11 protein-coding genes and 1 pseudogene are annotated in these 13,613 nt (G+C 64.4%); 6 read left to right on the top strand and 6 right to left on the bottom strand.

Annotated elements, in window-relative coordinates; translation table 11 throughout:
- Positions 1-158 precede the first annotated feature (158 nt).
- Positions 159-1,931: an aspartate--tRNA ligase gene (aspS, locus tag CIT37_RS22830; protein WP_095424287.1), complete on the top strand. Its 1,773-nt coding sequence runs from the start codon at positions 159-161 to the stop codon at positions 1,929-1,931.
- Between the two features lie 132 nt (positions 1,932-2,063).
- On the opposite strand, the gene CIT37_RS22825 is transcribed toward aspS, so the two are convergent.
- Complete coding sequence (locus CIT37_RS22825) at positions 2,064-4,034, bottom strand: aq_1923 C-terminal domain (protein WP_161966459.1); 1,971 nt, start codon at positions 4,032-4,034, stop codon at positions 2,064-2,066.
- A gap of 248 nt (positions 4,035-4,282) precedes the next feature.
- Between CIT37_RS22825 and CIT37_RS22820 the strand changes: the two genes are divergently transcribed.
- Together CIT37_RS22820 and CIT37_RS22815 are read left to right on the top strand one after the other, a co-directional pair.
- Positions 4,283-6,589 carry an NADP-dependent malic enzyme gene (locus tag CIT37_RS22820; RefSeq protein WP_028144969.1) on the top strand — a complete coding sequence of 769 codons (2,307 nt, stop codon included), beginning with the start codon at positions 4,283-4,285 and terminating at the stop codon, positions 6,587-6,589.
- Between the two features lie 297 nt (positions 6,590-6,886).
- Positions 6,887-7,339, top strand: coding sequence for a DoxX family protein (locus CIT37_RS22815; protein WP_028144968.1), 453 nt, complete (start codon positions 6,887-6,889; stop codon positions 7,337-7,339).
- 4 nt (positions 7,340-7,343) lie between these two features.
- Here the strand turns inward: CIT37_RS22815 and CIT37_RS22810 are convergent, their stop codons facing one another.
- From CIT37_RS22810 to CIT37_RS22795, 4 genes and pseudogenes are all read right to left on the bottom strand, one after another.
- The gene (locus tag CIT37_RS22810) at positions 7,344-7,895 is read right to left on the bottom strand and encodes a dihydrofolate reductase family protein (protein ID WP_028144967.1); all 552 of its coding nucleotides are present in this window, start codon (positions 7,893-7,895) and stop codon (positions 7,344-7,346) included.
- 7 nt (positions 7,896-7,902) lie between these two features.
- The gene (locus CIT37_RS22805) at positions 7,903-8,928 is read right to left on the bottom strand and encodes a polysaccharide deacetylase family protein (protein ID WP_028144966.1); all 1,026 of its coding nucleotides are present in this window, start codon (positions 8,926-8,928) and stop codon (positions 7,903-7,905) included.
- 165 nt (positions 8,929-9,093) lie between these two features.
- Positions 9,094-9,662, bottom strand: a pseudogene (locus tag CIT37_RS22800) (glutathione peroxidase).
- A gap of 93 nt (positions 9,663-9,755) precedes the next feature.
- Entirely contained in the window at positions 9,756-11,339 is a 1,584-nt protein-coding gene (locus tag CIT37_RS22795; protein ID WP_161966458.1) for a L,D-transpeptidase, read from the bottom strand.
- A 208-nt stretch (positions 11,340-11,547) separates the two neighbouring features.
- Here CIT37_RS22795 and CIT37_RS22790 point away from each other — a divergent pair, with 208 nt between their 5' ends.
- The 3 genes from CIT37_RS22790 (at position 11,548) to CIT37_RS22780 (ending at position 13,302) form a co-directional block, all read left to right on the top strand.
- Positions 11,548-12,096: a CreA family protein gene (locus CIT37_RS22790; RefSeq protein WP_028144963.1), complete on the top strand. Its 549-nt coding sequence runs from the start codon at positions 11,548-11,550 to the stop codon at positions 12,094-12,096.
- Between the two features lie 386 nt (positions 12,097-12,482).
- On the top strand, positions 12,483-12,902 hold the full coding sequence (locus tag CIT37_RS22785; RefSeq protein WP_152036347.1) for a hypothetical protein: 420 nt from the start codon (positions 12,483-12,485) through the stop codon (positions 12,900-12,902).
- A 34-nt stretch (positions 12,903-12,936) separates the two neighbouring features.
- The gene (locus CIT37_RS22780; RefSeq protein WP_028144962.1) at positions 12,937-13,302 is read left to right on the top strand and encodes a hypothetical protein; all 366 of its coding nucleotides are present in this window, start codon (positions 12,937-12,939) and stop codon (positions 13,300-13,302) included.
- On the opposite strand, the gene CIT37_RS22775 is transcribed toward CIT37_RS22780, so the two are convergent.
- Positions 13,303-13,548, bottom strand: coding sequence for a DUF6719 family protein (locus CIT37_RS22775; RefSeq protein ID WP_028144961.1), 246 nt, complete (start codon positions 13,546-13,548; stop codon positions 13,303-13,305).
- Positions 13,549-13,613 lie beyond the last annotated feature (65 nt).

Below are 13,613 nucleotides of genomic sequence, written 5' to 3'. Positions count from 1 at the left end.
ATGAGCCCAGATTGGACAAAATTGGGCGCTTCCGGCCCAAAACAGCCCGTTCCCTTGGTTGCCGCCTCGGGTCTCGTCGGGTAAACCCTGCCGCAATCTCGGACCGGCCATGACAGGCCGTCCGATTCGCTTCCTCCGACATCATTTTTGGGACGACCATGCATCGCTACCGGTCACATACATGCGGCGCGCTCCGCGAGAGCAACATCGGCGAGACGGTCCGCCTGTCAGGCTGGGTCCATCGCGTTCGCGACCATGGCGGCGTGCTGTTCATCGACCTGCGCGACCATTACGGCCTGACCCAGTGCGTGGTCGATCCGGACTCGCCGGCGTTCTCGCTGGCCGAGAAGCTGCGCTCGGAATTCGTGGTGCGGATGGACGGCAAGGCCCGCCGCCGCCCCGAGGGCACCGACAATGACGATCTGCCGACCGGCAAGATCGAGATCTACGTCACCGAGATCGAGGTGCTGGGTCCGGCCGGCGATCTGCCGCTGCCGGTGTTCGGCGACCAGGAATATCCTGAAGACATCCGCCTGAAGTACCGCTTCCTCGATTTGCGCCGGGAGAAGCTGCACCAGAACATCATGACGCGCGTCGAGATCATCAAGTCGATGCGCCGGCGCATGGAGGGGCAGGGCTTCTTCGAGTTCAACACCCCGATCCTGACCGCGTCCTCGCCGGAAGGCGCACGCGACTTCCTGGTGCCGTCGCGCATCCATCCCGGCAAGTTCTACGCGCTGCCGCAGGCGCCGCAGCAGTACAAGCAGCTGCTGATGATGTCGGGCTTCGACCGCTATTTCCAGATCGCGCCCTGCTTCCGCGACGAGGACCCGCGTGCCGACCGTCTGCCGGGCGAGTTCTACCAGCTCGACGTCGAGATGAGCTTTGTGACTCAGGAAGACGTGTTCGCGGCGATGGAGCCCGTGATCACCGGCGTGTTCGAGGAGTTCGCCAAGGGCAAGCCGGTGAGCAAGAACTGGCGCCGGATTCCGTTCGCCGAGGCCTTGCGCAAATACGGCAGCGACAAGCCGGATTTGCGCAACCCCATCGAGATGCAGGACGTCTCCGAGCACTTCCGCGGCTCCGGCTTCAAGGTCTTTGCGCGCATGCTCGAAGACCCCAAGAACCAGGTCTGGGCGATCCCCGCACCGGGCGGCGGCAGCCGCGCGTTCTGCGACCGCATGAATTCGTGGGCGCAGGGCGAGGGCCAGCCTGGCCTCGGCTACATCATGTGGCGCGAGGGCGACGAGGGTGCAGGTCCCCTTGCGAACAACATCGGGCCTGAGCGCACCGCTGCGATCCGCGCACAGATCGGCGTGAAGGAAGGCGATGCCGCCTTCTTCGTCGCCGGCGATCCCGACAAGTTCTGGAAGTTTTCAGGGCTCGCCCGCAACAAGGTCGGCGAGGAACTGAACCTCACCGACAAGGAGCGGTTCGAGCTCGCCTGGATCGTCGACTTCCCGATGTACGAGTACAACGAGGATGACAAGAAGGTCGACTTCTCGCACAACCCGTTCTCGATGCCGCAGGGCGGCCTCGACGCGCTGAAGGGCCAGGACCCGCTCACCATCAAGGCGTTCCAGTACGACATCACCTGCAACGGCTACGAGATCGCTTCGGGCGGCATCCGTAACCATGTGCCGGAGGCGATGGTGAAGGCGTTCGAGATCGCAGGTTACGGCGAGCAGGAAGTGGTCGACCGCTTCGGCGGCATGTACCGCGCCTTCCAGTACGGCGCCCCGCCGCATGGCGGTATGGCCGCGGGCGTCGACCGCATCGTGATGCTGCTGTGCGGCACCACGAATTTGCGCGAGATCTCGCTGTTCCCGATGAACCAGCAGGCGATGGATTTGCTGATGGGCGCGCCGTCGGATGCGACCACAAAACAGCTTCGCGAGCTGCATGTGCGGGTGAACCTGCCGCAGAAGTGAGTGGTGCGTGCCCCGGACGCAGCGCAGCACGCAGTGATGCGCTGCTGAGCCGGGGCCCACATTTCGGCACAGCAGGCTTTCTCCCGGACGCGCAGCGTCACTGCGTGCCGAGGCGCGTCCGGGACACGAGAGCTACAATCCCGTCGACGCCTCGATCCTGAACTGCGCCAGTGCGCCCTCGGGGTCGCTTTGCGACAGCTGCATCAATTGCATCAGCGGCACCTTGGCGCGGGGCGTTAGCTTGACGGTCAGCGTCTGCCCTGACGTCTCCACGAAACCGGCGAGCGCATCGACCGCCATTTTCACGTCGCCATTGGCCCCTGTGATCTTCTCACCCTGCGCCCTGATCATCGCGACGATGGCGCCGCGTGCGGCGTCGCGGCTGACGTCCTGCATGCGCGCGAACTGCGCCACGACGAGATCGACCACGCCGCTGTCGCGCAGCGAGAGCTCGAACGTGCCGGTCTCGACCTGCGCCGCCTGGCCCATCGCCTGCACCGGGTCGGTCGTGAACAGGCTGCGCGGGACATTGGCAAGCCCAAAGCGGGCCTGCGCCTTGGCAAGGTTGCCGAGATCGAGCGTGGCCGGCGCGAGCGCGAATGCGCCGGACGATTCCGTCCAGGCCGCACCGAGATCGAGGTCGATCGCGAGCTTGTCCACGCCTGCCATGATCAGCGGCCGCTGCGCCGGATTGGCGGGATCTGTCGGCGCGACCATCCTCACGACCAGATTGGCCTTGCTCGGAATCGATCCGACCAGTTGGCCCCAGTTCAGCCTGATCGTGTCGATGGTGACGAACTGCCGCGTATTCTTGTAGGGCGCCACCACGCCCTTGATCTCCGCGCCTTCGAGCACGCGGAACAGGCCGAGCATCTGATCGGGCGAGGGCGGCTGCCCGTGGCTGCTGAGCCCCGCCGCCCAGCGCATCAGGTTTGCCGCGCTGAACGATTTCAGCGCGAACCGCTCCATCTTGAACTGCCCTTGCGGCGAGGGCGTATCGACGCCCTCGACCGCGAACTCACCCTCCCGGTATCTGACGGCATTGATCCTGGCCATCCCTTGCGGCGTGCCCATGGATGTCTTGCCGACCTCGATCTTGCCGATGCGAAAGCCTTCATAGAACCCGGCGAGCTTCTCCATCATCTCGCGCGATTGTGCGACGGTCGGGACCACCGACCGGTCCGTCGGCAATAGCGCAATGATTTCGGCCGGCCGGAATTTTGACGGTTGCACCGCGATGTCCTCGAAGGTGATACCGTCGATGTCCATCCGAATGCCCTGGGTCGATTTGAGCACATAGGGGCCGGCCGAGATCTGGCGGTAGACGCGATGATAGCTGTCGTCGCCGGTCTTCTGCGGATCGAGCGCCGCGGCGATCGCGGTCGCGTCGAAATCGTTGACGACGACGTTGGAGAGGTCGCCGGTCAGCTTGTCCTGCTTGCCCGGTTGCGGCACGTCGATGGTGAAGACGGCGCGGTCCGCTTTCATGGCATCGATCTTGCCGCGCTTGAGATTCTGGATTGCCAGCCCGGAATAGGCGACCTCGCCGCTGCCGGCGGCGCTGCCGCTCGCATCGAAGGTCATCGTCAGCGTCGGAGCCGTGACTGACGATGCCGTGATGCTGGCGTACTGATCGAGTACATAACGGTAAAGCTCGATCAGGGATCCGCCCGTCGGCGCATTGCCGGCGTGAACGGGGCCGGCATAGTCACGCAAGGTGAGTTGCGGAATCTTGTAGGACGCCTTCAGCTTCGCGGCGCCGACCTGGTCCAGCGCGACTTCGAAACCCGTGACGTCGATGCTGTCGGCCGAGAAGCTGTTATCGTCGATCAGGCGAACGCCGGCGCCCTTGATGCCGGCTATCTTGATCTGCGCCTGCGGCTGCTCGCCGGGAGCGATCGTGATATCCTCGATCGTCAGCGTGCGCGTCCCAAGTTCGAACCCGATCTTGCCATGGCTCGCCTTGCCGCCGCCTGCGCGTAACTGCTCGAACGCCGCCTCGACCTCACTCGTCGCCCGATGCTGGACGTAGAGGTTGAAGCCGATCCATCCGCCCGCGCCGAGTACGGCTGCCACGATCAGGCCGATCAGGATTCGCTTCATTCCCAGCTCCAGTTGCTCGTTTTGCACCGCGCAACCTGCCATATTCGCGAAACGCCGCGCGGTCCAGGGAAAGCTATGGTTTTCAAATATTTGACCGCGCGCCCTGTTGATGGGCGCGCAATCGGATGTTGCCACCGGGGCGCCCGGCGTGCTTCATCCCGTTTCCATGACCCGGAAATACGGTCCGCTTGGACAGCCGCTTTCGGATCGTGCATTTTTGAGGCCGGTAACGCGAGGCGAGACACCGCATGTCGTCCTATTCTGATGATCTCCACCAGGCGGCGCTCGCCTACCATCGTCTGCCGCGCCCTGGAAAGCTCGAGATCCAGGCAAGCAAGCCGCTTGCCAACCAGCGCGACCTCGCGCTGGCCTATTCGCCGGGCGTCGCCGCGGCCTGCACCGAGATCGCCAAGAACCCGGCGGAAGCCGCCACGCTGACCACCCGCGCCAATCTGGTCGCCGTGGTCTCCAACGGTACCGCCGTGCTCGGCCTCGGCAATATCGGCCCGCTGGCATCCAAGCCGGTGATGGAGGGCAAGGCCGTCCTGTTCAAGAAATTCGCCGGCATCGACGTGTTCGACATCGAGATCGCCGCCGACACCATCGATCGCGTGGTCGAGACTGTGGCGGCGCTCGAACCGACCTTCGGCGGCATCAATCTGGAAGACATCCGCGGACCGGAATGCTTCGAGATCGAGGCGCAGCTCAAGGAGCGCATGAAGATCCCGGTCTTCCATGACGATCAGCACGGCACCGCCATCATCGTCGCCGCCGCCATCACCAACGGCCTCAGGCTGAACGGCAAGAAACTGTCCGACGTCAAGATCGTGGCGTCCGGGGCAGGGGCCGCGGCGATCGCGACGCTCAATCTTCTGGTGTCGATGGGCGCGCAGCGCAAGAACATCTGGGTCTGCGACATCGACGGCCTCGTGCATGAGGGCCGCAACACAACGATGGACCGCTGGAAGGCGGTCTATGCGCAGAAGACTGACAAGCGGACGCTCGGCGACGTCATCGGCGGTGCCGACATCTTCATCGGTCTCTCGGCGCCCGGCGTGCTCAAGCCGGAGATGGCCAAGGCGATGGCCGACAAGCCGCTGATCATGGCGCTCGCCAACCCGACCCCGGAGATCATGCCGGAGGAGGCGCGCAAGGTGCGCCCTGACGCCATGATCTGCACCGGCCGCTCCGACTATCCGAACCAGGTCAACAACGTCCTCTGCTTTCCCTTCATCTTCCGCGGCGCGCTCGATGTCGGCGCCAGCGCCATCAACGAGGAGATGAAGCACGCCGCCGTCGAGGCCATCGCGCAGCTCGCGCGCGAGGCGCCGTCGGATGCGGTCGCCCAGGGTTTCGACACTGGCGAGACGCAGGGTTTTGGCCCTGGCTCGCTGATCCCGAGCCCGTTTGATCCCAGGTTGATTTTGCGCATCGCGCCGGCGGTGGCGAAGGCGGCGATGGAGTCGGGGGTGGCGACGCGGCCCATCACCAATTTCGACGAGTACACCGCGCTGCTCGAGCGCTTCGCCTTCCGCTCCGGCCTCGTCATGAAGCCGATGTTCGCCAAGGCCAAGACCCAGCCGGTGCGCGTGATCTACGCCGAAGGCGAGGACGAGCGCGTGCTGCGCGCCACGCAAGTGGTGCTTGAGGAGAACCTGGCGCGGCCGATCCTGGTCGGCCGTCCTTCGGTCGTGGAAGCGCGCATCCAGCGCTTCGGCCTCTCCATCCGCGCCGGCAAGGATTTCGACCTCGTCAATCCCGAGGACGATCCGCGCTACCGTTCCTACGTGCAGTCCTATGTCGAGGTCGCCGGCCGCAGGGGCGTGACGCCGGATGCGGCGCGCACGGTGGTGCGTACCAACAACACGGTCATCGCTGCGCTCGCGGTGACGCGCGGGGAGGCGGATGCGATGCTCTGCGGCGTCGAGGGCCGATACATGAGCCATCTTCGCCATGTCCGCGAGATCGTTGGTTTTTGCCCGGGCATCAGCGACTACGCGGCGCTGGCACTGCTGATCACCAGCAAGGGCGCCTTCTTCATCGCCGACACGCAAGTTCGCCCCAATCCGAGCGCGGAGGAACTCGCCGAGATCGCTTCGCTCGCCGCGGTCCACGTTCAGCGCTTCAACATCAAGCCGAAGATCGCCTTCGTCTCGCACTCGGATTTCGGCAGCTACGACACCGATTCCTCGCGCAAGATGCGCCGCGCGACCCAGCTGCTCAAGGAAAAGCATCCGGAGATCGAGGCCGACGGCGAGATGCAGGGCGATACTGCGCTCTCCGCTGCCGCGCGAAAAATGGTGCTGCCGCATTCCAATCTCGAGGGCGAGGCCAACATCCTGATCATGCCGACGCTGGACACCGCCAACGTCGCCTATCAGATGATCAAGTCGCTGGCGGACGCGCTCCCCGTCGGCCCGATCCTGATCGGCCCGGCGCGCCCGGCGCATATCCTGACGCCGTCGGTGACGGCACGCGGCATCCTCAACATGACGGCCGTCGCCGTGGTCGAAGCGCAGGAGCGCGCGGCCCGGCAGCCGACGCTGTTTACGTAAGGGACCGTTCAAGTAAGATTCTCCGAATCGTCATGCCCGGGCTTGTCCCGGGCATCCACGATCTTCGTGCCGCGGGACAGGCCGTGGATGGCCGGGACAAGTCCGGCCATGACGCAGAGAGAGAGTGGTGGTCGAATTCGTCCCGGTAGTTCGACTCCGGTAGCGAGCGCCACTACACCGTCCGCCTCGCCAACGTTGAATTACTTTCAGTTCTCCATTTCCCCGTTTGTAAAGCGGCGCGCAACTCTTCATAATCCTTGCGCGTTCCGTGCTTAGCGCTTTGCCAAGAGGCCGATCATGCCAGCGTTCGTGACTTTCGGGCGAATCCTGTTCGCCGTGCTGTTCATCTACACGGGCGCGACCAAGCTCTTTGCCATCCAGGCGACGGCCGACTTCATCGCCACCAAGGTCGTGGTGCCCGACATCGTCGCCCCTTACGCCAAGCAGGTGGAGACGGCCACCGCCATGACCACGCCGCAACTGCTGGCGATCGCGGTCGGCGCGCTCGAGATCATCGCGGGGCTGATGATCGCGCTGAATTTCGGCGCGCGGTTCTTCGCGATGCTGCTGATCGTCTATGTCGCGGTCGCGACCGTGCTGTTCGACGATTTTTGGAACCAGGCGCCGCCCGACAACGCGAAGATGGTGGTCGACGCGCTGAAGAACCTTTCGATCATCGGCGCCTTGTTCATGATCATGGGATACGGCCGCACCACGCGTCCGGCCGAGGCGGCGTACGGGGACGTCTGACGGCCTACGTTCGGCGCCAGGGTGTCACAGTCACCTCATGCGCCGCGTCGAGCAGATACGGCGTGCCCGGCTTCAGGCCGTGCGACGCCAGCACCTCATGCGGGCTCCGCTGGGGCACGCCGACGAAGCAGCCTTCGCCGCCGGGCAGGCGCACATGCGGGGCTTCCGACAGCCAGAAGGTATCGTAGCGGCCCATGAACATCTCGAACACGGCGGGGCCGCCGATGATGGCGACCATGCCGGAGGCGACATCGGCAAAGGCGCAGGCCTCCTCGAAGCTCGCCTGTTTCGGATTCCACAGCGTTGCGTTCGGCATCTCCGGATCGACGGAGAGCGCCTTGATCTTGCGGGTCAGGATCAGCCGCTTGCGCTTCGGCGAATTCGGCTGCTGCTCATGCGAGTTGCGGCCGTGCACGATCAGCGCGGCGCGATCGAGCGCCTGCTCGAAGAACAGCTTGTCGCCGTCGAACTTCAGGCTGTCGGGCATGACGTGGCCGGCGTCGGCGAGCATGCCGTCCGCCGAGACGATGACGTAGCCTTCGATACGGAAAGACAATGGCCGTCTATTCGGAAACGGTCGTCACCACGGAATTGACCGGGCGCTGGCTCACCGTCGGCAGCTTGGCGTCCTTGAGCAGCTCCTGGTCGTATTCGGGCAGCGACGAGGCCGGGAATTTGGCGCGCATCGCCACCACCTTGTAGCCACCCGCCTTCAGGCGCTTGAGCAGCTCGGGCAGGGCCTCCGCCGTGTGCTTCTGGAAGTCGTGCATCAGGATGATGCCCTTGCCCTTGGTGTCGAGCTTCTTCATCACGGTCTCGACCACCTTCTCGGGCTTGGAAGCCTTGAAGTCGAAAGAGTCGATATCGCAGGAGAAGATCGCGGTGTTGCGGTTGCCGAGATAGGTGACCATCTCCGGCGGATGCTGAAGCGCCGGGAAGCGGAAGAACGGCGAGGGCGAGATGCCGCCGAGCGCCCACTTCACCGCGGACAGGCCCTTCTCGATCTCTTCCTTGCGCTGCGCTTCGTTAAGCTTCTTGTTGTTGAGATTGGCGTGCGACCAGGTGTGGGTGCCAACGGTGTGGCCGGCGTTGTAGACCTGCTTCAGGATCTCGGGCTCATAGGTCGCGTGCTTGCCGATCGAGAAGAAGATGCCGGTGGTGCATTCGTCGGCGAGCGCCTTCAGCACAGCGGGCGTGTTCTTGGGCCAGGGGCCGTCGTCGAAGGTCAGTACCACCTCCTTGTCGCGCAGGAAGTCGAGCTCCTTGAAATGCTCGAAGCCGAAGCCCGGACCGCCCGTGGTGTCGATCTCGACGGTGCGGGCGACACCGAGCGCGCCCGGCGTGTTGCAAGCCGCGCGGGCCGGCTGCGGCGCCTGCTTGGGCGGAGGCGGATTGACGAAGCCTGCCGGCGCGGCGGCGGCCGCGGGAGCTGCTGGCGGAGCGGCAGCAGGCGCAGCCGCTGCCGGCGTCGCCGCGGGTGCGGCTTGCGTCGCAGCTGCGGGCTTTGCGGCCGGGGTCTGCGACCATGCTGCGCCGGTCATCGCAACCGACATCGCGCTTGCCAAAATCAGTCCTGCCGCCACACGCATGGTGTTGTCCTCGAGATTGATCCCGTTGTTCCGCCGCTGCTTTTCGCCCCCGGCAAAAACCGTCCTGCCCCAAACGATCCTAGCCTAGATGGTGGGCCATCGCCATTGCAACGGCTGTTTGGCATCCCGCCACAATTGTGCCCAGCCGGATTGGGGCGCCGCGCGTCAACTGTCGGCCAGCGTCCTGGCAATGGCCGTCTTGATCCGCGTGTCGGCCGGTTCGACCGCGGACGGAAAGACCTCGACGATGTAGCCGTCGCGGCCGATCAGATATTTGTGGAAGTTCCAGCGCGGAACTTCGCGCGGGCGCGCATCGGCGGCCCATTTGTAGAACGGATGCGCTTTGCTCCGACGACGTTCACCTTGGCTGCGATCGGAAAGGTAACACCATATTGGTGGTGCGCGGTCTCGGTGATCTCGCTGCTGCCGCCCGGCTCCTGGCCGCCGAAATCGTTGGAGGGCACGCCGATCACGGTGAGCCCGCGCGCACGAAACTCGTTCCAGATCTCCTGCAGGCCGGCATATTGCGGCGTGTAGCCACAGAGCGATGCGGTGTTGACCACCAGCAGCGGCTTGCCAGTGAAGGCGGCAAGGCGGATGTCGTCGCCGGACAAAGCGGGGAAGGAAAAGGCGTAGGCCGAGATCCGGCTCATGCCGCCATCGGCCAGTGCGCGCGTTGCCGGCGCGAGCATGCCTGCAAGCGCCGCGGTGAGCACGGTTCTGCGATTCATCATGACGGCGTCCCCCGAAATGATCCGGGCCGGATGTTACTCCGCCGCTGCGACCTGCCTCGTCAACACCGCGTTATCGACGCGCCGTGAAACAGGTCAGTACAGGCGGACGATGAAGTCGGTGCCTTCGCCGGTCTCGCCCTGGTTGATGCCCTGGTCCGAGATGATGATCGAGCCGCCGGATGTCAGCATCTCGTTGATCTTCGCCATGGTGTCGGCGGGGATAGAGACGCGGTCGAGGGCCGCGGCCGGGCTGTCCGGCGTGACCACGGGCTTGGCAGCCACAGGCTTGGCGGCGACGGGGATCACCGCAGCGTCACCCTTGCGGCGCGTGAGGCGGCTGTCGTCCTCGCGGGCCGCGGAACGGGCGGAGACCGGAAGCGACACCACCGACCAACGCAGCGCATTGGAGTCGGTCTTGTCGAGCTCGGCGGTGAAGATATGCGTGCCGAGCGGACGGTCGCTCGTGGCGATCGTGATCGGGACCTCGAACAACGGCGCGAAATTCTGCCGTACGTAGAGCTTGGAATCCTTGCGGCTGATGAAGACGGCGATCTGGCCGGCCCGCTTGGGCGCTTCCGGCTTTGCGGCCGCCGCCGGTTCGGCAACGCGGCCGTCATCCTTCTTCGCGTCGGGCGAGGCGGCGAGCGCAGGTGCAGTGGCCGGCGCATCGGGCGTCTTCGCGGAGTCCGCGGCTTCCGTCTTGACCGGCTCGGTCTTGACAGCTTCGACCTTGTCGGTGGCCGGCTTGTCGTCGCTAGCCGGCTTGGCGGCTTCCTCCGATTGAGGCTTGGCGGCGTCGGATGCCTCGGCCGTCTTGGTCTTGTCGGCCGGCACGGCGGCTTCGTCGCGGGCTGACGCATTGCCCGTGGTCACACCCGACATCACGACGTGTCCGACGGACGTGCGCAGCTCGAGCACGCTGTCGGCGCTGGCAGTTTTGGTCTCGGCGCCTTTGGTCAGCGCGGCGCCCTTGTCGGCCTTGTCGCCGACATTGGTCTGCGGCTCGAGGCTGGCGGCAGGCGGCGGCACGCGCACGGAGGCGAGCAGGGGATGGGAGAAGCTGTGCGGCGTCATCTCGCCGGGCGCGACGATGACGCGCGCGCCCATCCTGGTCCAGTTCCACATCTTCACCGCGAACGCCATCGGCATGCGGATGCAGCCATGCGAGGCCGGATAACCCGGCAGCACGCCGGCATGCATGGCGACACCGGACCAGGTGATCCGCTGCATGTACGGCATCGGCGCGCCGCTATAGATGTTGGAGTGGTGGAATTTGTGCTTCTGGATGACGCTGAACACACCCATCGGCGTCGAATGGCCCTTCATGCCTGTCGACACCGGAGATTCCGCGAACACGCCGTTGGTGTCGTAGACCGTGACCTTCTGCCGGTCGATCGAGACGACGATGACCAGCGGCCCTTGGGGCTTGGTCCCGGCTTCCTTCCCGGCGACAGCTTCCTTCTTGACGGCAGCGCCGCGCTTCTGCGGCTTCTGGCGCGGTATTTCGGGATGCCGGTCCTGCCGGGCGTAATAGGACCCGTCGGAATAATCCGTCCAATAATAAAATGCAGCGTCTGCCTGGCTGGTCGCGCCGATCACACCCGCCGCCGTCAAAATGGCGACCTGCCACAGCCGCGCCGGCTTGGCAGAAAAACCCGACCCGTTCACGCTGTTCATCCTCGAATCCATAATCCAAATCAGAAGTTAGTCTCGCAGAGGGGATACGCGTTCACCAGCAGGGCGGTTCTGCCATCAGCTACATTTGTCCAAGTCGTAGCAAAAAAGCCTCACGGAGCGGTAAACGGCGGCCGCGCCCGTCTGTCCGTCGTCTTCCTGAGCGGCTGCCTCATGCCTACATTGTGGCGACTTGTTAGCGGAGAACTTCATGTCATCTCGTTTCCTCGGTCTTTCTGGCATCCGATTGAAAGGCTTAGCTTTCTTCCTCCTGGCTCTGGTCGTGCAGTCGGCGTCCGCTTCGGCTGCCGACGAGCCCGATCTGATCTTCCGCCGCTCCACCGTGTTCAAATGGATGAGCCCGAACGACAAGCTCGCGACCTATGGTCTCGACGATCCTGAAGTCGAGGGCGTCGCCTGTCATTTCACCGTGCCGGAGAAGGGCGGCTTCAAGGGTTGGCTGGGCCTTGCCGAGGAGGTCTCGGACATCTCGCTGGCCTGCCGCCAGGTCGGCCCGATCAAGTTCAAGAACAAAATGGAGCAGGGCGACGACATGTTCCGTCAGCGCCGCTCGCTGTTCTTCAAGAAGATGCAGATCGTGCGCGGCTGCGACGCCAAGCGCAACGTGCTGGTCTACATGGTCTATTCGGACAGGCTGATCGAGGGCTCGCCGAAGAACTCGACCTCGACCGTGCCGATCATGCCGTGGGGACCGACGGACGCAAACGTCCAGAAGTGCGGCGAGTTCTTCACTCAGTGACGCGCTTGCGTTCACTCAGTGCCGCGCTTGGGTTCACTCAGCGCGGCTGGCCCGCGGTTTGACAAGGTGCGAGCCGGTCAGGCGCACGAACGCTTGTGGCGCGGCTTCAAAGCCGCGGCCAGACTGCAACGACATCGCGCCGGCTGAGGCGACGCGATTCGATCGTTGATCTCCGCGGTCCGTCCGTTGGTCCGCCTCGCGCGGCATTGCGCGATCTTGCGCCACCATAATGGCCATCCCTCAAGTAAACGCGCCCGGTGATCCGGGCGTCCTGGCTTCGATGGCTTGGGTCGCGGCCGACGTGCCCTCGGTTCGACCCAGCCTTCGTTTGCCGTTCCATTCAGCAGAAAAACGTAAAATGCGTGTGAAGCGGGTAAGGCGCGAGCATGACGGCGGCTGCGTCTGGTGTGGTCGCGCACCGCAGCCGGAACTTGGCAGGCTACTTTGATCTGCGGCGAGACCCATCTGAAATGATTGGTCTTTTCGGAGAATTATGTCGTCGTCCCGGGCTCGACGAAACAATTCTCACGGAGATGAAACCATTTTGCGCTTTTGGCGCATCACGCGCGAAACCGCCCATGGTTATCAGCTTCACAACGAACGACGGCGCATCGCCGGCCACCGAATTCGGAGACAAGACCATGCGCGCGCTCAGCTTCATCCTTGCCTTCGGTTTGGTGATTGCAGGCCCTTCGTTCGCGGGCGCGCCGGACGGCAATCTTCCCGGTGTCGGCACCTTCCAGTACAGCGGCTCGCCGATCACCCCCACGGCGTCGCAGTCGATCGTGGTTGCTGCGCGTTTCTGATCGATAACAAGAAAATCAGCCGATAAAGGCCATCATGATCGTTCGATTTTGCGCCGCTGCGTTCGTGTCCGTTCTGACGATCAATGCCGCCCAGGCGCAGGTGCGCGCTCCCACCAGGTTACCGGATCCCCGCACTGAGTTCGTGCGTCAGTGCGCGCCGCGGATGCTGGGGCGGTGGGAACATCCCGAGGAAGTCTGCGGCTGCCTGCACGATCACGCCGCGGCGGCCGTCGAGGACCGCGATCTGCGCGAAGCGCTGTTGCGCGGCATCAGCGAGACCGGCGTGCCCACCATCGAGACCGACTGGGTGCCGACGTCCAAGCAGGGCGAGATCGGTCCGACCTTCACCAAGATCGCCAAGCCGACCTTGCAGTGCATGTTCGATCCGGCGAAGCAGTAATTATTTCGTCTTCGGACCGTAGCGCGGCACGCAAGCGCTGGTGCGCGCGACGCCCTTATCGGTCATCTTCGTTCCGCGCACTTCCTTGACCTGTCCGGCGGGGCAGGTTCCGTCATCCACCTGCACGCGCTGACCTAGCTTGAGATCGACGATGTCCTGCTCGCGTCCGACCGTGACGGCGTGCGCCGTCGTCACTAGCGCGGCGGAGATCAGGACTGAGAGGCAAGCTGCACGGCGGAAAGGCATGGCGAAAGATCCCGGCATTGATACCGCAATGTAAGGACGGGCTCGCGATTCTGATAGTGAACCTT

It is taken from the genome of Bradyrhizobium ottawaense (assembly GCF_002278135.3).
In the GTDB taxonomy this organism is placed as follows: Bacteria; Pseudomonadota; Alphaproteobacteria; order Rhizobiales; family Xanthobacteraceae; genus Bradyrhizobium; species Bradyrhizobium ottawaense.
The sequence above is the reverse complement of the archived record's forward strand: the minus strand, read 5'-3'. Positions and strand labels throughout refer to the sequence as shown.